The organism is Flintibacter sp. (genome assembly GCF_046973065.1).
Genome location: NZ_JBKVXZ010000001.1, coordinates 124,866 through 147,278, shown reverse-complemented (window position 1 = coordinate 147,278; position 22,413 = coordinate 124,866). Strand labels below are relative to the sequence as shown.

Sequence of the window (22,413 nt, the reverse complement as noted above, 5' to 3'; positions counted from 1 at the left end):
CCCGACCCCGGGCCGGACCTTCCGGCCCGGGGTCCCAGGAATTGAGAAAGGAATGAGCCGTTATGGGATCCTATATTCCCAACACCCCCGCCCAGCGGCAGGAGATGCTGGCCGCCATCGGGGTCTCCTCTCTGCGGGAGCTATACGCCAATGTGCCGGAGCAGATGCTGCTCAGCACCCAGGATCTGAAGCTGCCCCAGGGGCTCAGCGAGCTGGAAGTGCGGCAGAAATTGACCGCCCTGGCTCAGAAGAACCGGGTCTACCCCACTCTGCTGCGAGGCGCGGGCGCCTATCGCCACTTTATTCCCTCGGTGGTCAAGAGCGTGGCCTCCCGGGAGGAGTTCGTCACCGCCTACACCCCCTACCAGGCGGAGATCAGCCAGGGTATTCTCCAGTCCATCTTTGAATTTCAGACCATGATCTGCAATCTCACCGGCATGGATGTGGCCAACGCCTCGGTCTATGACGGGGCCACCGCTGCCGCCGAGGCCATCGCCATGTGCCGGGACCGCCGCCGCAGCAAGGCCTATGTGTCCGCCTGCGCCCATCCCCAGGTCATTGAGACCATGCAGACCTACTGCTTCGGCTCGGACACCGAGCTGGTGATCGTACCCGAGAAGGACGGACGCACCGACCTGGAGGCCCTCAAGGGCATGCTGGGCGCCGACGCCGCCTGCTTCTACCTCCAGCAGCCCAACTACTACGGCAACCTGGAAGACGCCGCCGCCATCGGCGAGGCCGTCCACGCCGCGGGAGCCAAGTACATTATGGGCGTCAATCCCATGGCCTGCGCCGTGATGGAGACTCCCGCCGCCTGCGGCGCCGACGTGACCGTGGGCGAGGCCCAGCCGCTGGGCCTGGAGCTGGCCTTCGGCGGGCCCTATCTGGGCTTTATGGCCGCCACCCAGGGGATGTTCCGCAAGCTGCCCGGCCGCATCGTGGGCCAGACCCACGACAACAAGGGCGAGGTGGGCTATGTGCTCACCCTCACCGCCCGGGAGCAGCACATCCGCCGGGAGAAGGCCTCCTCCAACATCTGCTCCAACCAGGCGCTGTGCGCCTTTATTGCCGGGGCTTACCTCAGCGCCATGGGCGCCCAGGGGCTGACCCAGGCGGCGGTGCTGTCCATGTCCAAGGCCCACTATCTGGCCGAGGAACTGGAGAAAATCGGGCTGCACCGGGTACACCAGGGAGAATTTTTCCACGAATTTGTCACCACCTGTCCTAAGCAGGAGCAGGTGCTGGCCGCGCTGGACCGGGAAGGCATCCTGGGCGGACTGCCCGTAGAGGGCGGACTGCTGTGGTGTGCCACCGAGGTGGTCACCCGCTCCGAGATGGACCGCGCGGTTTCCATTATCAAGGAGGTGCTGGGCGCATGAAGCTGATTTTTGAAACCGGAGCGCCGGGGCGGCACCTGACTCTGCTGCCCCCCTGTGACGTGCCCCAGGTGACCCTCTCTCAGGGCCGCACCCAGCCTCTGGTGCTGCCCGAGGTGTCAGAGACCGAGCTCACCCGCCACTACACCGCTCTGAGCAAGCGGGTCCACGGCGTCAACGACGGGTTCTACCCTCTGGGCTCCTGCACCATGAAGTATAACCCCAAAATCAACGAGGATATGGCCGCCCTGCCCGGCTTTGCTCAGGTCCACCCCCTCCAGCCCCAGGAGACTGTCCAGGGCTGCCTGGAGGCCTACGCCCTGGCGGAGGAGCTGTTTGGGGAGATCACTGGCATGGACGCCATGACCTTCCAGCCTGCCGCCGGCGCCCATGGTGAGTTCACCGGCCTGCTGCTCATCAAGGCCTACCACCGCAGCCGTGGTGAGCTGGGCCGCAACAAGATCATCGTCCCCGACTCCGCCCACGGCACCAACCCCGCCTCGGCGGTGATGGCCGGCTTTCAGGTCATCAACATCCCCTCCGGCGCGGACGGCTGCGTGGATGTGGAGGCCCTGCGGGCAGCGGTGGGGCCTGACACCGCCGGACTGATGCTCACCAACCCCAACACCGTTGGTATCTTTGATAAAAATATTTTGGATATCACACAAATTGTTCACGAAGCCGGCGGTCTGTGTTATTATGATGGAGCGAACCTCAATGCGGTGATGGGCGTGGTCCGTCCCGGCGACATGGGCTTTGACGTCATTCACCTCAATTTGCACAAGACCTTCTCCACCCCCCACGGCGGCGGCGGTCCCGGTGCGGGCGCGGTGGGCTTCAAGGAGCTGCTGCGTCCCTTCCTGCCCGGCCCCGTAGTGGTCAAGGGAGAAAGCGGCTATCAGTTCGCCCAGCCGGAGCAGTCCATCGGCCGGATGAAGAACTTCTACGGCAACTTCACCGTGGTCATTAAGGCCCTCACCTATGTCCTTACCCTGGGACAGGAGGGCATCGGCGAGGCGGCTCAGAACGCGGTGCTCAACGCCAACTACATGCGCAAGCGCCTGGAAGATACCTTCCACATGGCCTATGCTGGTCCCTGCATGCACGAATTTGTTATGTCTCTGGACGACCTGAAGGAGGAGACCGGGGTGTCCGCCCTGGATCTGGCCAAGGGGCTGCTGGACAACGGCATCCATCCCCCCACCATGTACTTCCCCCTCATCGTCCACGAGGCGCTGATGGTGGAACCCACCGAGACCGAAAGCCGGGAGACTCTGGACGAGGCCTGCGACGTGTTCCTCAAGCTGTGGGAGCAGGCCCACACCCAGCCTCAGTCCCTCCACGACGCCCCCGTCGCCACGCCGGTGGGCCGTCTGGACGAGGTGGACGCGGCCCGTCACCCCGTGCTGCGGTATCAGCCATGATCCGGCGGATCTTCCTGTGCCGGGCCACCGGCACCGACCCCCACGAAAATCTGGCTCTGGAGCAGTATCTGCTGGAGCATGTGGAGCCGGAGAGCTGCATCCTCTATCTGTGGCAGAACCGGCACACCGTGGTGCTGGGCCGCAACCAGAACGCCTGGCAGGAGTGCCGCTGCGCTCAGCTGGAGGCCGACGGCGGCTTTCTGGCCCGGCGGCTGTCGGGCGGCGGCGCGGTATTCCACGACCTGGGCAACCTGAACTTTACCTTCCTGGTCCCCACCCAGGACTACGATCTGGAGCGGCAGCTCTCGGTGGTGGCTCAGGCCTGTCTGGGTCTGGGACTGTCGGTGGAGCGCTCCGGGCGCAACGATGTGCTGTGCCAGGGACGAAAATTTTCCGGCAACGCATTCTATTCCCACCAGGGGAAAAGCTACCACCACGGCACCTTGCTGGTGGATGTGGATCTGGAGGCCATGGCCCGCTATCTCAGCCCCTCCCCTGCCAAGCTGCAGGCCAAGGGAGTTGCCTCGGTGCGCTCCCGGGTCGTGAACCTCAAGCAGCTGTGTCCCCAGCTGACCGTGGAGGAGATGGGGCGGCAGATGGAGCTGGCCTTCGGTCAGGTCTACGGCCTGCCGGTGGAGATCATGGATCCCCGGCAGCTGGATGCTCAGGCTATCCAGGCCCTCACCGAGCACAACCGCAGCTGGTCGTGGCTCTATGGCCGCAAGCTGCCCTTTACCCTCCAGTGCGCCCAGAAATTTGACTGGGGCGAGCTGACGGTACAGCTCAAGGCGGACGAGGGCGTCATTCAGGAGGCGGCGGTGTACTCCGACGCCATGGACTGGACGCTGGCCCCCCAGCTGGAGGCCGCCCTCACCGGCTGTCCCCTGGAGCGGCAGGCGCTGGAGCACCGGCTGGTGGAATTCCCCAAGGAGCTGCGGGAGCTTTTGCAAAGCGCATTGTAATAAAAGTCTCACAAACCGCGCCCATGCCCTGTGCTGGGCGCGGTTTCGGATAATATGGAGATGACAGATATGAGCGACTATGAACTGATGGTAATCGGCGCCGGTCCCGGCGGCTATGTAGCCGCCCTGCGTGCAGCGAAGCTGGGACTGAAAACCGCCATTGTGGAAAACCGGGATGTGGGCGGCACCTGCCTCAACCGGGGCTGCATCCCCACCAAGACCCTGCTCCACTCCGCCGAGGTAGCTCGTGAGGCCCAGGAGGCCCAGGCCACGGTGGACTTTGCCGCCGCCCACCACCGCAAGGCTCAGGTGACCCAGCAGCTGCGGGAGGGCATTGAGGGGCTCTTCCGTCAGCAGAAGGTGGACCTGATCCGGGGTACCGGCACCATTCTGGCCCCCGACCAGGTTGAGGTGGAGGGCAAGATCTACTCCGCCGATAAGATTCTCATCGCCACCGGCTCCGTCCCCGCCCGTCCCCCCATCCCCGGGCTGGAACACGCACTGACCTCCGACGAACTGCTGGAGCACCAGGATCAGGTGTGCAAGTCTCTGGTGATCATCGGCGGCGGCGTCATCGGCATGGAGTTTGCCTCCCTCTACCAGATGCTGGGCTGCCGGGTCACGGTACTGGAGGCCATGGACCGGATCCTGCCCAACATGGACCGGGAGGTGTGTCAGAATCTCAGCATGATTCTGAAAAAGCGGGGCGTACAGATCTTTGCCGGAGCCCGTGTGGAACAGGTGGAGAAGGCGGAGGAGGGTTACACCGTCCGCTTTACCCAGAAGGGCCAGAGCGCCCAAGTCCAGGGCGAGGTGGTGCTGTGCGCCATCGGCCGCCGTCCCAACACCCAGGGGCTGTTCGGCCCGGACTTCTCCGTGGAACAGGAGCGAGGCCGCATCCTGGTGGACGAGAACTTCCAGACCAGCGTGCCCGGCGTGTACGCTGTGGGCGACGTGTCCGCCCGCATCCAGCTGGCCCATGTGGCCTCCGCCCAGGGAACCGCCTGCGTGGAGCGCCTGGCTGGGAGCAATCCCCTGACCAATCTGAACGCCGTCCCCTCCTGCATCTACACTGACCCGGAGATCGCCTGCGTGGGACTCACCGCCGACGAGGCCAAGGCCGCCGGGCGGGCGGTAAAGGTGGGCAAGTACGTCATGTTCTCCAACGGACGTACGGTGATCGTCCAGGGCCAGCGGGGCTTTATCAAGGTGGTGGCCGACCAGGAGACGGGCGTGATTTTGGGTGCCCAGCTCATGTGCCAGCGGGCCACCGACATGATCTCCCAGTTTACCGCGGCGGTGGTCAACGGTCTGACCGCCCAACAGCTGCTGGCCGCCATGCGTCCCCATCCCACCTTTGACGAGGGCGCGGGGGAGGCGCTGGAGGATCTGCTGGCCAAACTGGAAGCCCGCTGAAATACCAAGAATTGACCCGTCAAGGAGGACGCTATGAACGTATTTGATATCATTGGTCCGGTGATGATCGGACCTTCCAGCTCCCACACCGCGGGAGCTGTGCGGCTGGGCCGGGTGGCCTGGAAGATCTTAGGGGAAGATGTGGCGCAGGCCGACATCCAGCTGGCCGGCTCCTTTGCCCAGACCTACCGGGGCCACGGCACCGACAAGGCGCTGATTGCGGGGATCATGGGGATGCACTCGGATGACGAGCGCATCCGCCGTTCCCTGGAACTGGCCCGGGAACGGGGCCTTGCCTTCTCCTTCCGGGAGGAGGACATCCCCGGTGCCCACCCCAACACCGCACGGATCTCGCTGGTGGGAGAACACGGGGCCCGGGCTGTGGTCCAGGGGGCCTCGGTGGGGGGAGGAAACATCCTGATCACCCAGATCAACGGCATGGCGGTCTCCTTTACCGGGCAGTATAACACCCTGCTGGTGCTCCATCATGACCAGCCGGGCGTCATTGCTGCCGTTACCAACTTCATTGCTTCTTCCGATCTGAACATCGGCAACTTCCGTCTCTCCCGCCCCCGAAAGGGCGGGGAGGCGGTCATGACCATCGAGGTGGACGGAGACGTACCCGACAGCCTCATGGAATCTTTGCGCGGTCAGCCTCACGTGCTCAACGTGGTGCTCATCCGGGCCATTTAAAGGGGGGGAATCGCCATGCTGGAGTATACTTCGATTTCTGAGCTGTGCCAGGCGGCACAGGAGCAGGGCGTGAGCTTGTCCCAGCTGGTTCTGGCCGACCAGGCCCAGCAGATGGAGCTCTCCCCCCAGCAGCTGCTGGACAACATGCAGCACCGCTTCACGGTGATGCAGGAGGCGGTGCAGGCCGGGCTGGACCCGGAACTGCGCTCCACCTCAGGGCTGACCGGGGGTGACGGCGCCCGCCTGTGGCGCTACGCCCAGAGCGGCGGCATCACCGGAGCGTTTCTCAACCGGGCCATCGCCCGGGCTGTGGCAGTGGCAGAGTACAACGCCGCCATGGGCAAGATCGTAGCCGCTCCCACCGCCGGTTCCTGCGGGATTCTGCCTGGAACCGTGGTATCCATGGTGGAGGAGGAGCGCTGCAGCCGGGAGGCGGGCGTGATGGCCCTGTTTACCGCCGGCGCGGTGGGCATGGTCATTGCCCAGAAGGCCTGCATCGCCGGAGCCCAGGGCGGCTGTCAGGCCGAGTGCGGCTCGGCGGCGGCCATGGCGGCCGCTGCCCTGGTGGAGCTGCAGGGCGGCAGTCCCGCCCAGTCGGCCCACGCCTGTGCCATCGCCCTGAAAAACCAGCTGGGGCTAGTGTGCGACCCGGTGGCCGGACTGGTGGAGATCCCCTGCATCAAGCGCAATGTGGGCGGCGTAGTCATCGCCTTTTCCTCCGCGGAGATGGCCCTGGCCGGAGTGGAGAGCAAGATCCCGGTGGATGAGTGCATTCAGGCCATGGGCGCGGTGGGCGAGTCCATGCCCTGCTCCCTGCGGGAGACCGCCCAGGGCGGTCTGGCTGCCACACCCACCGGCCAGGCCATGCGCCGGGCCGTCTTTGGAGATTAAAAAAATGGGAGAGGACCAAATGTCCTCTCCCAAATACGTATCAATCGATGGGAGGAGACCGTTGGTCTCCTCCTGTTTTCTTTAACAGACCACCCGGCACAGGGTAAATTCCCCGTAACCGGAGATCACCCGGTAGTAACCGCACAGGTTCTCATTGAGCTCCGGGTCAATGGTATCTACCCACAGAGGCTCTCCCCGCAGCTGGGCCAGCTTGGCGGGGGTAGCCAAAAGGATGATGTTCTCCTTTCCCACCTGCCGCAGCACCTGGGGAGTGAGCTGCTGGTTGCCCCGTCCAAAGAGGCAGCCCTGTCCGCCGGTCACCGTCACCACCAGCTTGGTGGGTCGGCCCTCCAGCAGGGCGGGAATATCCAGTCCGGACAGGTCGGAGGCAATGAGTTTGCCGTCCCGCACCAGGTCCACGCCGATAAGGGTATTGGGCAGCCCCAGCACCTCCATCACACCCCGGGTGGTGGTGCCCGCTCCAATGAGATAGTTGACCCCCGGCTCCATGTGATCGGTAACCTGGAAAGCAATGGCCCGGATGGCCTGGGCATCGGAGAGAGGGGTGGGGGCCTTCCGGCTCTGGGTGAGGCCGGGCTGGGCGGGAATGGTAAGATAGCCGTACAGCCGGGTGTTGATGCGGCCCTGGCGGTAGAGCTCCTCGTCGATGTCCAGTACCTCCTCCTCCCGGGTGCGGCCCGTCTCCTGCTCCAGCCACAGGGCGGCCAGCCGCCCGGCATCCCGGGGGCTTCGGCCAAACACGGGGGAGTGGATCTTCACGCCCGCGGGGATGCCCAGCACCGGTGTGCCCAGTCCCAGAGCGTTATAGACGTCCCGGGCAGTCCCGTCGCCGCCGGCAAACAGGATGAGGTCTACCCCCTCCTCCGCCAGCGCCTTGGCCAGGGCCTGGGTGTCCTCTCCCCGGGTGGATTCCCCCTGGGGAACGCCGGGCAGCAGGCGGCAGGGAAGACCCAGGCTCTGGGCCGCGTCGCCGCCCATGGCTCCGGGCCAGGTGACCACCTGGAAGGGAACTGCCGTCTGTGCCAGGGCCTGAAGTGCCTGGCAGGTCCGCTCCCCGGCATGGGGGACTGCGCCCCGGCGCAGGGCCTCCTGGGCCACGTGGTCGGTGCCCTTCAGGCCGACGCTGCCTCCCAGTCCGGCGATGGGGTTGATGATCAGGCCAACGGTTTTCATAGGCATCCTCCTATATTGGAACAGCCGGGGCGGGCTCCATGCCCGCCCCGGCTGTCAAAGATAAGTTTCCTGGGGGAGGAAATCAAATCTCGCTGTACTTGCGCAGGTAGGTCTTCCAGGAGAGGGCCCACTTGGCGGGATCGTCCATACCGGACTCATCCACCTGGTGGGTCACGCTGCGGTGCGGCGCGGTGCGGATGATGTCGGGATTCTCATGAGCCTCGCGGAAGACGTATTTCAGCGTCTCAATGTACTCGTCAATGTCCTGCTTGGAGGGAGTCTCGGTGGGCTCCAGAGTCATGGGCTCAGGCAGATAGTAGGGGTGGTGAGAGGTCCAGTAGTGCATGCCGAAGTCCATCATGCGGCGCTGAATGTCGCCGGTGGAGATGCCGGTCTCCTTCTCCAGGTTCTCCAGGGAGTAACGGGCCTGCTCCACACGCTGGTTGTTGCCGTCCTCGTAGTAGGCGGTGACGTCGGGCAGCTCCATGAGCTTTTTGAACAGGTAGTTGTTGTTGAGCACTGCGGTCTTGGCCACCTGGTACAGGCCGTTGGCGCCCAGGCTGCGGATCCAGCAGTAGGCCTTCAGCACGACCTGAGCCACACCGTACCAAGAGCGGACCTTGCCCACGCCGGAGGGATCGGCGCACACATCCCGGTTGAGGAAATAGCGCTGGCCGTCAAAGTCCACCAGGGGACCGGGCAGGAAGCGCTCCAGATCCTTGCGCACACCAGTGGCGCCGCAGGCGGGACCGCCGCAGCCGTGGGGAGTGGAGAAGGTCTTGTGCAGGTTGAAGAAGCACATATCAAAGCCGGCGTCCCGAGCGCGGGTGACGCCCAGCAGGCCGTTGGCATTGGCCTGGTCGTAAGCGCACAGGCCGCCCTTGGAGTGGACGTAGTCCACAAATTCCTTCACGTGGCTGTTGTACACGCCGGTGTCCTCGGGGTTGGCCACGATGTAACCGGCGGTGCGCTCGGTGACCGCTGCCTTCAGCTGCTCCAGATCGGGCAGACCGGTGATGGGGTCAGGCTGGAGGTAGACGATCTTGAAGCCGGCCACGGCCGGAGCGGCGGCATCGGAGGGATGGGAGTAGATGGTGGTGATGATCTCGTCCCGGTCCTCTCCCTTATCCTTGAAGTAGGCGCGGATCAGGCTGGCCATGGTGAGGATACCCTGGGAGCCGCCGCCGGGCTGGAAGGTAAAGCGGTCCATGCCGGAGATCTCACACATATAGCGGTCGGTCTCATAGAAGATCTGCAGCAGGCCCTGGACGGTGCTCTCGTCCTGGAGCGGATGGTAGTCCTCAATGAGGCGGGCCAGCTGGTCGTTGACCTTGGGGCTGTACTTCACGGTGCAGGTGCCCTGGCCGATCTCAATATTCACATCGGCGCCCAGGGTCTGCTGGGCCAGACGGGCGTAGTGGCGCAGTACCCGGTTCTGAGCCATCTCCGGCAGATTGACCGGAGTGCTCCGGGCCATGCCGGCGGGGATGGAGGAAAAGCCGTCGCCTACCTCCTGGGCTACCTGAGCGCTGGCCTTGGGGACCAGGATGCCCCGCTCACCGGGGGTGCTCAGCTCATAGATAATGGGCTCGTCCCACTTTGCCTGGTGGAAACCCACGCGAACCTTCTCCGAGCGGTCGATTCGTTTCATACTTCACCACTCCTCTCTCACAGGATCTCCGCCAGCGCGGAGGTCAGCTCGTCCAGGTCCTCTTTGGTGTGAATCTCAGTCACACAGTAGAGGGCGGACTGCCCCAGGGCGGGGAACTGCTTGGACAGATCCTTGCCGCCGAAGATACCCTTATCCCGCAGGGCCTCGTTGATCTGGGCCACCGTCTTTCCGGTCTGGGTGAAGTCCACCACAAACTCCTTGAAGAAGGTGCCGCCCAGGGCGTTGGCCTTGACGCCGGGAATGCTGCTGAGCTTCTTGGCAGCGTAATGGGAATTTTGCAGAATGGTCTGGCCCACGTCCTTCATACCCTGAGGACCCATGGTGGCCAGATAGACGCCGGCGGTAATGCCCCACAGGGCGGACTGGGTGCCCACGTACTCCTTGCCCCGCTCACGCAGGTGGCCGAAGGAGGTGCGGTCATAAGCTACGTCGCCAAAGCCGTACTCGCCGGGCTGGGAGGTGGGGGCCAGGCCGAAGAGACGGGAGGGGAATTCCATGACGAACTTCTCCTCGTCCCGGGTGGCCATAAAGCCGGACTGGCCGCCGCCGTAGTTCATATGGATGCCAAGAGGCTGCAGATCGCCGCAGACGATGTCCGCGCCGTAGGAGGGGGGAGCGGCCAGCACGCCCAGGGAGATGGGATCCACGCCCACCAGGCTCAGACCGCCGGCAGCGTGAACCAGGTCGGAGATCTGCTGGCCGTTGGGCTCGATGACGCCCAGGTAGCCGGGGTTCTCAAAGTAGACGCCGATGACCTGGTCATTGAGCTTAGCCTTCAGGTCCTCCAGGTCCATAGTGCCCTGGGAGGTGGCGGCGACGGGCTGGAAGGTGATGCAGCTCTCGCCGTAGTTCTTCATAGCCTGGAGCTTGTCCGGATCCATGTACTCCGGCACCAGCACCACGCTGCGGCCGGTGATGCGCTGGGCCATGCGCACGGTGGTGGCGGCGGCCTGGGCCCAGTCCATGGTGGGGACGTTGACCACGTCCATGTCCACCAGCTCAGCCACCATGCTCTCATACTCAAACAGCGCCTGGAAGCGTCCCTCGTCGTTGTAGGGCTCGCCGCCGTAGGCGGTCAAAAACTCGCCCTTGCCGTTGATTTCGTCGCAGATGGCGGGCACATAGTGCTGCCAGCAGCCCGCGCCCAGGAAGTTCAGGTTCTTCTTGCAGCTGGTATCCTTGCCCAGCAGACCCTCCACATGGCGGCGCAGGGCGTACTCGGATTCAAATGCGGGGGGCAAGTCCATTTCCTTTTTCAGCTTCAGCAGCTCGGGCACATTCTTGTGCAGCTCCTCCAGAGAGGACATACCCAGCTCCTGCAGCATCTCCTGCTGCACCTCGGGTACCGAGTTGGGAATATAGGGATGGCGTTCAAAGCCGTTCATAAAGTCCATTCCTCCTTGCAAACGTTATCGGGAAGATCAGGCGATACCGCCGCCGTCCACCACCAGCGCCGCGCCGGTGATCCAGCTGGCCAGATCAGAGGCCAAAAACAGCACCGCGTTGGCAATATCCTCAGGCTGTCCGATGCGGGCCAAGGGACGGCTGGAGCCGCAGTCGGCCAGATAGGCGTCCATGTGTCCGTCGCCGGCAGTGACCGCGCCGGTCTGACGGCCCTCGTCCCGCAGCATGGCGGTGTCGGTGTCGCCGGGGTTGACGCTGTTGACGCGGATGTTCTTGGGACCGTGGTCAATGGCCATGGCCCGGGTGACGTTGACGATGCCGCCCTTCACCGCGCAGTAGGCCGCGGCCTGGTCGCCGCCCTTGAGACCCCAGCCGGAGCCGGTATTGATGATGCTGCCGCCGCCGTTGGCCTCCATGACGGGGATGACGTGCTTGGAGAACAGGAACAGGCCCTTCAGACCTACATCCAGCACAAAGTCCCACTCCTTCTCCGTCAGGTCGGGCATGGTCTTACGCACGGTAACGCCGGCGTTGTTATGAAGGATATCGATCTTGCCCCAGCGGTCCACAATGGCCTTCACGGCCGCCATGACGCTGGCCTCGCTGGTCACGTCACATTGGAAGAATTCCACCTCACGGCCGGCATCCTGGAGCTCCTTGGCTTTATCTGCTCCCTTGGGGCTAATATCTACCATAGCCACCTTGGCGCCGTACGCAGACAGCAGTTCCACAACGCCCAGTCCGATTCCGGAGCTTCCGCCGGTCACGACGGCGACCTTTCCGGTAAGATTCAAGGGATCCTTCTTCTGCAGCATAATATGTCTCCTCCTTCTGCAATGATGGCACGTCGTTGCCCTGTCGGGCAGGATTTTCTTTGGATGCCCCTATACATAAGCAAACGGCGTGCCAAATAAGAAATTTTAAAACAGAAAAAATTCATGACTAAGAAAAAATGATGGAATGGCCGCTTTTTTCTCTCTCCCCGGCACTTCTGGGAGAAAAACCACCAGCGGCCTTTCTCCTCCTCCCGACAGCCGCCGCAGCCCCGCGGCAAAAAGTTGTCAAAGTCAGGAGAAATTGTTTGTCACGTGGCAAACATTGTCACACAAAAATTCGATGTTGGCAACTCGGCAGCATGCGTGCTATAATGTCGAAAACAGCCTCTGCATTCTTATTTTGCTCTGTTTTCACGGATTTTGCAACGGTATCAGGGGATAAAGGAGGGAATCTGCATGTATCAGATGGATGCTATCCGCCCATCCATTGAACGTCTGTCCCTGGCGATTGCCAATTCTCTGCGCTTGGAAATTGCCATTTTTGACCGGGATCAGCTGTTTTTCTGCACGCCCACCTATCTGAAGAAAAAGGGCCGCACCGTCCATAGTCCCTCCATTCAAGAGGTGATGAACAGCGGCAGCGTGCTGGTCAACACCCCCGGCGAGATGCCCTCCTGCATTGGCTGCCGCTTTAAAAACCATTGCCCGGCTACCATTGAAATTCTCTGCTGCATCCGGGTGGACACCCAGGTGGTAGGGGTGGCGGCGCTGACCTCCTTTACCAAGGAGGGACAAAAACGCATCCAGGAGAACACTCCCTTATATTTGGATGCGGTCACCGAGCTGGGCACTTTGATCAGCGACCATCTGAAGACCGCTGTCGGAGACCAGGGCAGCGCCAGCCAGGACCATCTGCTGCAAAGCGCTCTGGATGTGAACAGCCAGCCCATGGTGCTGGCCGACCCCCACGGGGTGATCCTGCGGTATAACCAGCGGGCGGCCCAGCTCATCCAGTCCTGCGGAGCCACCACCTCCTCTCTGTGGCAGATCCTGCCCGAGGAGACGGTGCGCCGGCTGCTGCGGGGCAGCGACCTGTTTGAATGCCGGGTGCCGGTGGGAGACGGGATCGCAAAGCTCACCACCCGAGCCGTGCGGGTAGATGACCACATCTCCGCCGTGCTGCTGCGCTTTTCTGACGAGGTATTCCCCAAGGAGACCGGCGCGCCGGGCGGGATCGTGGGAGACAGCGCCGCCATCCAGTCCATCCACCGCATGGTATCCAAGCTGGCCAACAGCCCCACCCCGGTCCTCATCACCGGAGAGACGGGCACCGGAAAAGAGCTGGTGGCCCGGGCGCTGCACAACCAGAGCAACCGCAGCCGCTACCCCTTTGTTGCCATCAACTGCTCCAGCATCCCGGAAAACCTGTTTGAGAGCGAGTTGTTTGGCTATGAGGAGGGCTCCTTCACCGGGGCCAAGAAGGGCGGCAAGATGGGCAAGATCGAAATGGCCCAGGGTGTCACCCTCTTTTTGGACGAGCTGGGGGAGATGCCTCTGTCCGTCCAGCCCAAGCTGCTGCGGGTCTTGCAGGAGTATGAGCTGGAGCGGGTGGGCTCCACCGAGAAGATCCATCTGGACATCCGTGTGGTGGCGGCTACCAACCGGAATTTAAAAGAACTGATCCAGGAGGGCAAGTTCCGGGAGGACCTCTACTACCGCATCAGCGTCATCAACCTGACTATCCCGCCCCTGCGGGAACGAAAGGGCGACATTCTGCCCATCGCCAAGCACTATCTGCAGCGCCTCAAGCAGCGCATGGAAACTCCCCTTCAGACCTTCTCTCCCCAGGCTGAACAGCTGCTGACGGAATACCCCTGGCCGGGCAATGTGCGCGAACTGCAAAACGCCATTGAATACAGCGCCAACCTGTGTGAGGAAAAGGAACTCACCCCCGACGCCCTGCCTGAGTATCTCACCTGTCCTGCCCAGGAGCTTCCCTGCAAGGCTCCCGCTCCGCCCCGGGAAGAGGATCAGATCAAAGCCCTGCTGACCAAGTACGGCTACACCCTGGAGGGCAAGAAGATGATCGCCAAACAGCTTGGCATCAGTCTGCGGACACTGTACCGCAAGCTGGACCAGTATCAGCTGAGCGGAAAAAACTGATTTATTGTCACGAGTTGTCATGACATCCTGTGACATGGCAATCCCGCATGGCAAAAATGCCATTTCATCATAGCTGGTTTTTGCTCCTTTTTGTACAAAGTTGAACCACTTTATTTTTATTTTCTTGCGTCCGTTCCACCCCACAGGAGGAACGGACGCAGTGTTTTTTTCGAATATTTCACACAAAAAGCCGAGTTTCTCTTTTTCCCGTCTCCCCCTGGCAAAAGAATTGGCACGAAATTTGCTGTTTTTTTAGGCATGGAATTTCAAAAAAGGAGGAACTCGTATGGACACCAACTATGGCATCCTGGCATTGATCCCACCTCTTGTGGCTATTCTTCTGTGTTTTGCCACCAAGCAGGTGCTGCTCTCTATGTTTGCCGGCCTGTTTGCCGGTACGCTGATCATGAGCAACTGGAACCCCTTTGCCGGCGCCGCCCTGGCTCTGGAGCAGATCGCCACCAACATGGCAGACAATGTGATCCTGCTCCTCTTCACCCTGTTTATGGGCGTGGGCATTTCCTTTATCTGGCGACTGGGCGGCAGCCTGGCTCTGGCTGAAGCCGCCAAGCGCAGATTCAAAAAGAGACGCTCGGTCTGTCTGGGAACCTGGGGTCTGGGCATGCTGTGCTCGGTCAACGACTGCCTGGTGGCCGCCGTGGACGGCAACGTGTTCCGTGATATCTGCAAAGACTACAAGATTTCTTCCGAAAAGTTCTCCTATGTGCTGGACTCCACCGCCGCTCCTGCCGCCGCGTTCTTCATCTCCGACTGGATCGCTTACCAGATCGGCATGATCAGTCAGGGCCTGGATGCCGCCGGCATCGACAGCATCACCCCCATGGGCGCCTACATCAAGAGCCTGCCCTTCAACATGTACTCCATCTTTACCCTGCTCTTTGTGGGTATGCTTATGTACACCGGCCGGGACTACGGCCCCATACTCAAGGCTGAGGTCCGCGCCCTTACCACCGGCCAGTTCACCAAGACCAACGCCCACCCCATGCTGAACGTAGGCCATGAGCTGGGCGAGCCCAAGCGCACCAAGCCTATGATCCGCTCCTTCGTGCTGCCCATCGTGGTCACCTTTGCCATCATTATCTTCGGCATCATCTACACCGGCATGACCAACCCCGACCGGGCGGGCACAGATTTCATGTCCATTCTAGATGCCTGCGACGCTCAGCTGGCTCTGTACTGGGGCTCCTTCGGCATGGCAGTGACCGGCATCACTGTGGCGCTGTTCTCCAAGATCCTCACCTTCGAAGACACCATGAGCACCATCGTGGACGGCTTTAAGCTGATGTCCCTCACCGGCGCGATCCTGGTCATGGCTTGGTCTCTGGCCGCAGTGACCAAGAGCATGGGTCTGGGCGACTTTGTAGCCGCCACCGTAGGCGGCAGCGTGCCCGTGGGCCTGCTCCCCGTTCTGGTTCTGGTCTGCTCCATCATCATCGCCTTTGCCACCGGCACCTCCTGGGGCACCATGGCCATCATGACCCCGCTGGCCATTCAGCTCGGCTACGCCATCACCGGCGACGTGAACTTCGCTGCTGGCATGTGCGGCGCGGTCCTCTCCGGCGCCATCCTGGGCGACCACGCCTCTCCTGTGTCCGACACTACCGTCATGGCCTCCATCTTCTCCGGCGCGGACCACATCGACCACGTCGGCACCCAGCTGCCTTACGCCCTTACTGTGGGCGGCGTGATCGCCGTGATGTATCTGATCTATGGCTTTACTCAGGTCACTCCCTTCGTGCTGCTGCCGCTGGGTGTGGTGATCCTCTACTTCCTGCAGATCGTCTTCCACAAGTGGTCCCTCAAGCGCTATAACATCGACCCAGGCTACCGGAAATACATGACGGAAGACCACAAGCAGTAACCATTCTTACATACTTTATCAGGAGCTCCGGACCAATTTAAGTCCGGGGCTCCTTTTTGTTTCATCCGCTGGAAATCCGAACCACGTTATAGGTACTGCCTTTGGCAAAAAGCACCGCTGTAAGGATGGCTTCCCCTCTGGACTTTTACTTCCAGAATATGTACAATGCGGTCATAACCAATAACCAGTGGAAAAACAATAAGGGGGTATCTGTCTTGAATCCCATCTACCATATCCAAACCACGCCCGCTACCTGCCCAGAGAACATTGTCGCCGGGCAGCACTACCGCATCACGGTGCTCACCCAGGGCCTGCTGCGCCTGGAGTACAGCCCCGACGGAGTCTTTGAGGACCGGCCCACCCAGACCGTCCTCCACCGGGATTTCCCCAAAACCAATTTTCGGGTACTGCACCAGGATGGACAGTTGGAGATTCACACCGACCGCGTGCACCTGGTGTATAACGAAAAGCCGTTCTCTCCCCAGGGTCTGAGAATTCAGGTGAAGGGCGGCCTCACCCAATACCACAGCATCTGGCGCTACGGCCAGAAGGCCAGCGACCTGGGCGGCACCGCCCGCACTCTGGACGAGGCCAACGGCGCCATTCCTCTGGAGAGCGGTATTCTCTCCCGCAACGGCTTTGCCGTGCTGGATGACAGTTCCTCTCAGATTTTGCTGGAGGACGGCTGGCTGGAGCCCCGAAAAAAGGGCATCCAGGACCTGTACTTCTGGGGCTATGGACACGACTATACCCAGGCTCTTCAGGACTTTTACCATCTGTGCGGCTCTGCCCCCATGCTGCCCCGCTTTGCTCTGGGCAACTGGTGGAGCCGCTACTACCGCTATACTCAGGACAGCTATCTGAAGCTGATGGACCGCTTCCAGCAGGAAAACATCCCCTTCACCGTGGGGGTCATCGACATGGACTGGCACCTGGTGGACATCGACCCCAAGTACGGCAGCGGCTGGACAGGCTACACCTGGAACCGGGAGCTTTTCCCCGACCCGCCCGCACTGCTGGAGGAGCTGCACCGCCGCGGCATGAAGGTGACCCTGAATGTACACCCCGCCGAGGGCGTGCAGGCCCATGAGGAGCAGTATCTGCCCATGGCCAAGGAGATGGGGGCGGACTGGCAGGCGGAGGACCCGGTGGCCTGCGACCCCGCCGACCCCAAGTTTTTGGAGGCTTATTTCAAGTACCTCCACCATCCCTTGGAGGAGCAGGGCGTGGACTTCTGGTGGATCGACTGGCAGCAGGGAAGCTTGTGCAAGGTGGAGGGGCTGGATCCCCTTTGGATCCTGAACCACTACCACTTCCTGGACAGCGGCCGGGACGGCAAGCGCCCCCTCACCTTCTCCCGCTACGCCGGTCCGGGCAGCCACCGCTACCCCGTAGGCTTTTCCGGAGACACCATTGTTACCTGGGAGTCTCTGAACTTCCAGCCCTACTTTACCGCCAACGCCTCCAACATCGGTTACGGCTGGTGGAGCCACGATATCGGCGGCCACATGCACGGCTACCGCAACGATGAGCTGGTCACCCGCTGGGGACAGCTGGGCGTGTTCTCCCCCATCAACCGGCTCCACGCCTCCAACAGCCCCTTCCAGGGCAAAGAGCCCTGGCGCTACAAGGAAGAGTCACGGCAGGCGATGACGCAGGCGCTTCAGGAGCGCCACCGTCTGGTGCCCTATCTGTACACCATGAACTACCGCGCCTGGAAGGAGGGCCTCCCCCTGGTGGAGCCTCTCTACTACCGCTGGAGCGAGGCGGAGGAATCCTACCAATATAAGACCCAATACTGCTTCGGCACCCAGCTGATGGCCACCCCTGTTACTACGCCCCGCATTCAGGGACTGAACGTGGCCAAGGTGCCCACCTGGCTGCCGGAGGGGACTTGGTACGACCTGTACACCGGCATGGTGTACGCCGGCGGACGGACACTGGACCTGTACCGCAGTCTGGACAGCATCCCCGTGTTGGCTCCCGCCGGAGCCATTCTGCCTCTCACTGACGAGATCTCGGGCACCCAGGCGGCCTCCAATCCCACCTCCCTCCGCATCAAGGTGTTCGCCGGAGCGGACGGAGACTTTACCCTCTATGAGGACGACAACGCCACACAGGCCTATCTCAATGGGGTATGTGTCACCACCCCCATGACCTACCGGGAGGCGGACGGCCGGGCCGTATTCACCGTCCATCCCGCCCAGGGAGAACGGAGCCTCATCCCCAGCAAGCGCAGCTTCACCGTAGAGCTGACTGGCTTTGCGGATGCCGCCGGAGCGGTGGAGGTTAAGGTGGGCGAAACTGCGGCATCCGCCCAGAGCTCCTACGATTCCTTCCGCCGTATCCTCACCGTTACGGTGGAAGATGTCCCCGTGGAAACCGGGCTGGAGATCTCTCTGGGTCTGGAGCACCGGAAGATGGACAACGATACCACAGAGCGGTGCTTCCGCTTCCTAGATCAGGCAGAGATCTCCTTCGATCTGAAGGATGAGATCTACCGCCGCATTGCCAAAGAATCCCGCATTCCTGTGCTGCTGGGTCAGCTCAACGCCATGGAGCTGGACCATGACCTGTATGGCGCTCTGCTGGAAATCCTTACCGCTTGGTAAACATGAAAAAACCGTGGAGATCGCTTTTTGCGGTCTCCACGGTTTCTTTTTCAGTCCTTGGCGGCGGGATACTCATTACACAACAGGCGGTAGGGGGGCTCGTCCTCCTCGATGGCGGGGAAGCGGCCCAGCTTCTCGTAGAAACGGTTGTCGGTGTTGTCGTCGTTACACTGGCTCACCTCCCCTAGCAGCACAGGCCCGGAGCCGAGCTCCACCTCAAAGTCGTGGTAGAGGTAGGGGTAGATGGTGATGCTCTCACCGGGGGTCAGCCGGACCTGGCTGCCCGCGGGAACCACCATTTCCCGGCCGTCCACGTGGACATGGACCTCAGACTCCTTGTCCAGCTCCTCATCAGGGGTGGAGTTATACACCCGGATGAGCACGTTGCCGCCGCCCCGGTTGATGATATCCTCCATCTTGGACCAGTGGAAGTGCATGGGGGAGTACTGTTCCTCCTTGATGTACAGCAGCTTCTCTGCATAGGTCTTGGTGTACTTGTCCATCTTCAGGTTGCCGTTGCGGATGGTGATGAGAGAGAAACCCATCTTATCAAAGTTGCCCATGCCGTAGTCGGTGATGTCCCAACCCAGCATATTGTCCCGAATCTCATCGTAGTCGTGGCCCTTTTCCTGCCACTGCTCCGGAGTAAAGTCACAGAAGGGTGGCAGGGCGAAGCGGTACTCCTTCACCATCTGCTCCATCTCTTTCAAAGCGGCGTTAATCTCACTGCGTTTCATGGTATGGTATCGCTCCTTTTTGGGCTGTTTTGCCTTTTGATTCAGTGTATCACAAGCCGTTTTCCCTTGCAACGCCTTCTAATCAAGGACACCAAAACAACATACGCCCGCATTTTCCGGTCAGTTATGTCACAGGAAGAACCTTGACCTGGAAGGGGGCCAGCTCCTGTCCCAGGGCATGGACAGGAACCTCGTTGTGGTTGAGAAGGATACGAACCTGGCTGTCCCCTTCGCCCCGGAGTACCGACTCCACGCCCTCGGGCAGGTCCAGCCGCTGCAAACCAACTTCCTCCATGGCCTGCCCAAGCACCTGGTCCAGGGTGGCCTGGTCGGGGGTAGTTCCCAGATAGTAAGCCGCACCCTGCCCGTAGGCATTGCGGGTGATGGCTGCGTAGGAGCGGTAGAAGGGATCATCATAGCGCCACAGGACCTGGGCTCCCTGGGGTACCACCATATCCCGGAAGATACCGGCAGTACCGCTGCCCTTCTCCCCGGCAAGGGGGATGCAGTCATACGCCTGAACACTCTCGGTCTCCTCCACATACAGGCCCAGCAGGTCACCGCAGTCCACAGGGATGGTCTTGCCAAAAACCAGATTGTTGTCCCGGTCCTTCACCGCCGTGCGGTAGGTCACCACCGCCACGCCGCCTCTGGCTACATAGGCCTTCAGCCGGGCGGCAAAGTCGGGATCGGTGACGATCAGATTGGGCACCAGCACCAGTTTGCAATGGGAGAAGTCCCGGCTGGCGGGGATAACGTCCACACTCTGGCCCACCCGGAACAGACAGCTGTGCAGCCGCTTCATCTCCCGCTCACAGTCCAGCAGGCAGCTCTGCTGCTGGATCCGGAAGGAGGCCAGGGCATCAAAGTCGTAGAGGATGGCCACATCGCTGTGGACAGGAGTAGTGAGGACCTGCTCATAGGGACGAACTTCCCGGAAGAAACTCTGCACCTCAAAGAAGCGTCGGCGGGGGACATTGTCCGCATCCAGAATTCCGTAGCAGAACTGCTCAGCTCCCTTGGTGGCTCCCCGGTAGCGGAAGTACATCAGCCCCTCGCAGCCGTGGGCCATTCCCTGCCAGCTCCACAGCTTGGCCTGGTTGGGCCGGGGCAGAAATCCGGTGATATCATGGCCCTGGGCTCCCATGATAGCCTCGGTAATCCAGAAGTTTTCCCCTCTCAGTCCCCGGATGTAGTCCAAGCCGAAGGCGATCTCGCCGGGAGACAGGGGCTCCTTCTGACCACCCCAGACCGGGTAGTTATTATAGGCCACTCGATCCAGCTCCTGAGCCACACCGGAATAATCCACTCGCTTGCCCAGCCCGCCGCCGGGAAAGTCGTGCATCACCACAGCTCCAGGAATGATCTCATGGAGCAGTTTGGCCTGGAAAGCGGCAAAGGAGCGGATGTTCCAGCTGCAAAAGCGCTCCCAGTCCAGACGCAGGGCAGGGTTATGGGTGGCAATCGTGGGGGTGGGCAGGGGAATTTCAGCAAAAGAGTTGTACTCCTGGCTCCAGAAGGTGGTGCCATAGGTCTCATTGAGGGCCCGAATATCGCCCCTAAATTTCTCACTCAGGAAGTTCTGGAACTTGGCACGGCACCGGGGACACCAGCACTGGTCGCTGCCCTCGTGGCCCAGCTCGTTGTCAATCTGCCATGCCACAATGGCCTTTTCATCCTTGTAGTGCCGGGCCAGCTCTGTGACAATCCTGGTGCAGTGCTCCCAGTAGGGCAGGCTGCTGTAACAGAAGGTATGGCGGCCGCCGAAGGCCCGGGAGGATCCGTCAGGGAACTGGGAGAGGGTATCTGGGTGCTTGCGGATCAGCCAAGCAGGGGGCGTGGCGGTGGGGGTACCGAAAATGATCTGAAGACCTTTCCTCTTGGCCATATCAATGACCCCGTCAAAGTAGGAAAAGTCAAACTTCCCCTCCTCTGGCTCCATGTGGTGCCAGGCAAATTCGCCGATCCGGATCACGTTGCACCCCAGCTCCAGGATGCGGTCCATATCCGCCTCCATAATGGCGCTGTCCCACTGTTCCGGGTAATAGTCAACACCTAACAGCATAAGATATCCTCCTGTAAATCGAGATAAGCTGATTCTCGTTATTGGCAAAACGGGTCTGCACTCCACTTGGAGCATTCTCAACCGTATGATACCAACAAAGGCGGTGTATTGTCCAGGGAGCAGCGCCATTCTGATGCTAAATGACTTGGAACACACTATACTTTTTCCTGTATCTCAAAGTTAAAAATCTCCTAGTTTCCCCATAAACAACGGAAACCAGGAGATTTTTTCTATTCAGAGAAGCCTATCAAAAATTCATTGGTGATGAACTCAGCTATTATAGGAAAATACCCCGTTCCAACAGTTGCTTTTCCAAATCCCGCACATGGAGAGACGCATTGGGATTGAGGGCCGCACCCGCTCCGCGGCAAATAGCGTTGATTAGAGACATACAACTGGCATAGCACGGGAAATACGCACTAGACGTAACCGAGCAATGGAATACTAGATCTGCATATGGGTAGGCCGGAGAAAGTCCTGTATCTGTAATCAGGACAATTGGAATACCTTTTTCATGCAGATCACGCAACGAGTCTACAATCAATTTGGTATATCGTGGGAAGCAGAAGGCAATAACCAGATTTTCGGTGCTAATCGTAGAAATTTGGTCTAAATAGTCTCCTACACCGCCCGTCATAGTATGTACCTGCAGTCCCAGATAGCGCAGCGTACTGGCCAGATGCTCCGCTAACGCAGAGGACGATCGACCACCTAATGCATAGATCCCCTTTGCTGACTGAATCATTTGAATCAGGTGATCCATGTTGTCCAGATTGATGGGATTCGTCAAAGTAGACTGAATATTAGCCGTATCCTCCTCTAAAACTTCCGAAAAGGGAGAATGCTCGGAGTGAGGCGACAAACTGCTGCGCGAAATCTTGTTGTACATCGTCAGCTCAGAATGGACATAATCAGAAAAAACCTTTTTAAAGTCACCAAACCCTGAAAACCCCAGTTGATTGCAGAACTTTATGATTGTGGTATCGCTAACCCCAATATTTCTGGCCAGTGCAGTAATGGAGAGAAATGGAATCTGATAATAGTTATCTACTACGTAGGCTGCAACTTGCTTTTGTGCGGCGGGAAAAGAATCTTGTTCTTTCATAATCCGCTCTAACAATTCCTGCATCCTAAATACCTCTTTTC

At 60.7% G+C, this 22,413-nt stretch carries 16 protein-coding genes; 9 read left to right on the top strand and 7 right to left on the bottom strand.

Going from position 1 to position 22,413, the window contains the following annotated elements:
- The first annotated feature begins 62 nt into the window (after window positions 1-62).
- The 6 genes from gcvPA (ACLTXB_RS00650) (at window position 63) to sdaAA (ending at window position 6,762) form a co-directional block, all read left to right on the top strand.
- Complete coding sequence (gcvPA, locus tag ACLTXB_RS00650; protein ID WP_428226033.1) at window positions 63-1,379, top strand: aminomethyl-transferring glycine dehydrogenase subunit GcvPA; 1,317 nt, start codon at window positions 63-65, stop codon at window positions 1,377-1,379.
- Window positions 1,376-2,800: an aminomethyl-transferring glycine dehydrogenase subunit GcvPB gene (gcvPB, locus tag ACLTXB_RS00645; RefSeq protein WP_428226032.1), complete on the top strand. Its 1,425-nt coding sequence runs from the start codon at window positions 1,376-1,378 to the stop codon at window positions 2,798-2,800. Before gcvPA (ACLTXB_RS00650) ends, gcvPB (ACLTXB_RS00645) begins: the two co-directional genes overlap by 4 nt.
- A complete protein-coding gene (locus tag ACLTXB_RS00640) occupies window positions 2,797-3,762 on the top strand; it encodes a lipoate--protein ligase (RefSeq protein WP_428226031.1) in 966 nt (321 codons plus the stop codon). Before gcvPB (ACLTXB_RS00645) ends, ACLTXB_RS00640 begins: the two co-directional genes overlap by 4 nt.
- A 69-nt stretch (window positions 3,763-3,831) precedes the next feature.
- Window positions 3,832-5,178: a dihydrolipoyl dehydrogenase gene (gene lpdA / locus ACLTXB_RS00635; protein ID WP_428226030.1), complete on the top strand. Its 1,347-nt coding sequence runs from the start codon at window positions 3,832-3,834 to the stop codon at window positions 5,176-5,178.
- A gap of 33 nt (window positions 5,179-5,211) precedes the next feature.
- Window positions 5,212-5,871, top strand: coding sequence for an L-serine ammonia-lyase, iron-sulfur-dependent subunit beta (gene sdaAB / locus ACLTXB_RS00630; protein WP_428222536.1), 660 nt, complete (start codon window positions 5,212-5,214; stop codon window positions 5,869-5,871).
- A gap of 15 nt (window positions 5,872-5,886) precedes the next feature.
- Window positions 5,887-6,762, top strand: a complete 876-nt coding sequence (sdaAA, locus tag ACLTXB_RS00625; RefSeq protein WP_428226029.1) for an L-serine ammonia-lyase, iron-sulfur-dependent, subunit alpha — start codon at window positions 5,887-5,889, stop codon at window positions 6,760-6,762.
- A gap of 81 nt (window positions 6,763-6,843) precedes the next feature.
- Here sdaAA and ACLTXB_RS00620 read toward each other — a convergent pair whose 3' ends face one another.
- The 4 genes from ACLTXB_RS00620 to ACLTXB_RS00605 all read right to left on the bottom strand — a co-directional run bounded on the left by ACLTXB_RS00620 (window position 6,844) and on the right by ACLTXB_RS00605 (window position 11,847).
- Window positions 6,844-7,956 (bottom strand): ATP-NAD kinase family protein, encoded by a 1,113-nt coding sequence (locus tag ACLTXB_RS00620; RefSeq protein ID WP_428226028.1) that lies wholly within the window; start codon window positions 7,954-7,956, stop codon window positions 6,844-6,846.
- Window positions 7,957-8,038: 82 nt separating this feature from the next.
- Entirely contained in the window at window positions 8,039-9,607 is a 1,569-nt protein-coding gene (gene gcvPB / locus ACLTXB_RS00615) for an aminomethyl-transferring glycine dehydrogenase subunit GcvPB (protein ID WP_110442241.1), read from the bottom strand.
- Between the two features lie 17 nt (window positions 9,608-9,624).
- Window positions 9,625-11,013, bottom strand: a complete 1,389-nt coding sequence (gene gcvPA, locus ACLTXB_RS00610) for an aminomethyl-transferring glycine dehydrogenase subunit GcvPA (RefSeq protein ID WP_428226027.1) — start codon at window positions 11,011-11,013, stop codon at window positions 9,625-9,627.
- Between the two features lie 36 nt (window positions 11,014-11,049).
- A complete protein-coding gene (locus ACLTXB_RS00605) occupies window positions 11,050-11,847 on the bottom strand; it encodes an SDR family NAD(P)-dependent oxidoreductase (RefSeq protein ID WP_110442243.1) in 798 nt (265 codons plus the stop codon).
- A 417-nt stretch (window positions 11,848-12,264) separates the two neighbouring features.
- On the opposite strand from ACLTXB_RS00605, the gene ACLTXB_RS00600 reads away from it, so the two are divergent.
- The 3 genes from ACLTXB_RS00600 (at window position 12,265) to ACLTXB_RS00590 (ending at window position 18,465) form a co-directional block, all read left to right on the top strand.
- Window positions 12,265-13,971, top strand: coding sequence for a sigma-54 interaction domain-containing protein (locus ACLTXB_RS00600; protein WP_428226026.1), 1,707 nt, complete (start codon window positions 12,265-12,267; stop codon window positions 13,969-13,971).
- Between the two features lie 286 nt (window positions 13,972-14,257).
- Window positions 14,258-15,853 carry a Na+/H+ antiporter NhaC family protein gene (locus ACLTXB_RS00595; protein ID WP_428226025.1) on the top strand — a complete coding sequence of 532 codons (1,596 nt, stop codon included), beginning with the start codon at window positions 14,258-14,260 and terminating at the stop codon, window positions 15,851-15,853.
- Window positions 15,854-16,068: 215 nt separating this feature from the next.
- The gene (locus ACLTXB_RS00590; protein ID WP_428226024.1) at window positions 16,069-18,465 is read left to right on the top strand and encodes a TIM-barrel domain-containing protein; all 2,397 of its coding nucleotides are present in this window, start codon (window positions 16,069-16,071) and stop codon (window positions 18,463-18,465) included.
- Window positions 18,466-18,515: 50 nt separating this feature from the next.
- Here ACLTXB_RS00590 and ACLTXB_RS00585 read toward each other — a convergent pair whose 3' ends face one another.
- The 3 genes from ACLTXB_RS00585 to ACLTXB_RS00575 all read right to left on the bottom strand — a co-directional run bounded on the left by ACLTXB_RS00585 (window position 18,516) and on the right by ACLTXB_RS00575 (window position 22,396).
- Window positions 18,516-19,202, bottom strand: a complete 687-nt coding sequence (locus tag ACLTXB_RS00585; protein ID WP_428226023.1) for a D-lyxose/D-mannose family sugar isomerase — start codon at window positions 19,200-19,202, stop codon at window positions 18,516-18,518.
- A gap of 124 nt (window positions 19,203-19,326) precedes the next feature.
- A complete protein-coding gene (locus tag ACLTXB_RS00580; RefSeq protein WP_428226022.1) occupies window positions 19,327-21,267 on the bottom strand; it encodes a beta-galactosidase in 1,941 nt (646 codons plus the stop codon).
- Window positions 21,268-21,544: 277 nt separating this feature from the next.
- Window positions 21,545-22,396 carry a MurR/RpiR family transcriptional regulator gene (locus tag ACLTXB_RS00575; protein ID WP_428226021.1) on the bottom strand — a complete coding sequence of 284 codons (852 nt, stop codon included), beginning with the start codon at window positions 22,394-22,396 and terminating at the stop codon, window positions 21,545-21,547.
- Window positions 22,397-22,413: the final 17 nt, after the last annotated feature.

Excerpts from the sequence above, each read along its gene's own strand:
- gcvPA (WP_428226027.1), bottom strand. The coding sequence starts at position 11,013 with ATGAACGGCTTTGAACGCCATCCCTATATTCCCAACTCGGTACCCGAG.
- gcvPA (WP_428226033.1), top strand. The coding sequence starts at position 63 with ATGGGATCCTATATTCCCAACACCCCCGCCCAGCGGCAGGAGATGCTG.
- ACLTXB_RS00580 (WP_428226022.1), bottom strand. The coding sequence starts at position 21,267 with ATGCTGTTAGGTGTTGACTATTACCCGGAACAGTGGGACAGCGCCATT.
- ACLTXB_RS00620 (WP_428226028.1), bottom strand. The coding sequence starts at position 7,956 with ATGAAAACCGTTGGCCTGATCATCAACCCCATCGCCGGACTGGGAGGC.
- gcvPB (WP_110442241.1), bottom strand. The coding sequence starts at position 9,607 with ATGAAACGAATCGACCGCTCGGAGAAGGTTCGCGTGGGTTTCCACCAG.
- ACLTXB_RS00595 (WP_428226025.1), top strand. The coding sequence starts at position 14,258 with ATGGACACCAACTATGGCATCCTGGCATTGATCCCACCTCTTGTGGCT.
- gcvPB (WP_428226032.1), top strand. The coding sequence starts at position 1,376 with ATGAAGCTGATTTTTGAAACCGGAGCGCCGGGGCGGCACCTGACTCTG.
- sdaAB (WP_428222536.1), top strand. The coding sequence starts at position 5,212 with ATGAACGTATTTGATATCATTGGTCCGGTGATGATCGGACCTTCCAGC.
- lpdA (WP_428226030.1), top strand. The coding sequence starts at position 3,832 with ATGAGCGACTATGAACTGATGGTAATCGGCGCCGGTCCCGGCGGCTAT.
- ACLTXB_RS00585 (WP_428226023.1), bottom strand. The coding sequence starts at position 19,202 with ATGAAACGCAGTGAGATTAACGCCGCTTTGAAAGAGATGGAGCAGATG.
- ACLTXB_RS00605 (WP_110442243.1), bottom strand. The coding sequence starts at position 11,847 with ATGCTGCAGAAGAAGGATCCCTTGAATCTTACCGGAAAGGTCGCCGTC.
- ACLTXB_RS00640 (WP_428226031.1), top strand. The coding sequence starts at position 2,797 with ATGATCCGGCGGATCTTCCTGTGCCGGGCCACCGGCACCGACCCCCAC.
- ACLTXB_RS00575 (WP_428226021.1), bottom strand. The coding sequence starts at position 22,396 with ATGCAGGAATTGTTAGAGCGGATTATGAAAGAACAAGATTCTTTTCCC.
- sdaAA (WP_428226029.1), top strand. The coding sequence starts at position 5,887 with ATGCTGGAGTATACTTCGATTTCTGAGCTGTGCCAGGCGGCACAGGAG.
- ACLTXB_RS00600 (WP_428226026.1), top strand. The coding sequence starts at position 12,265 with ATGTATCAGATGGATGCTATCCGCCCATCCATTGAACGTCTGTCCCTG.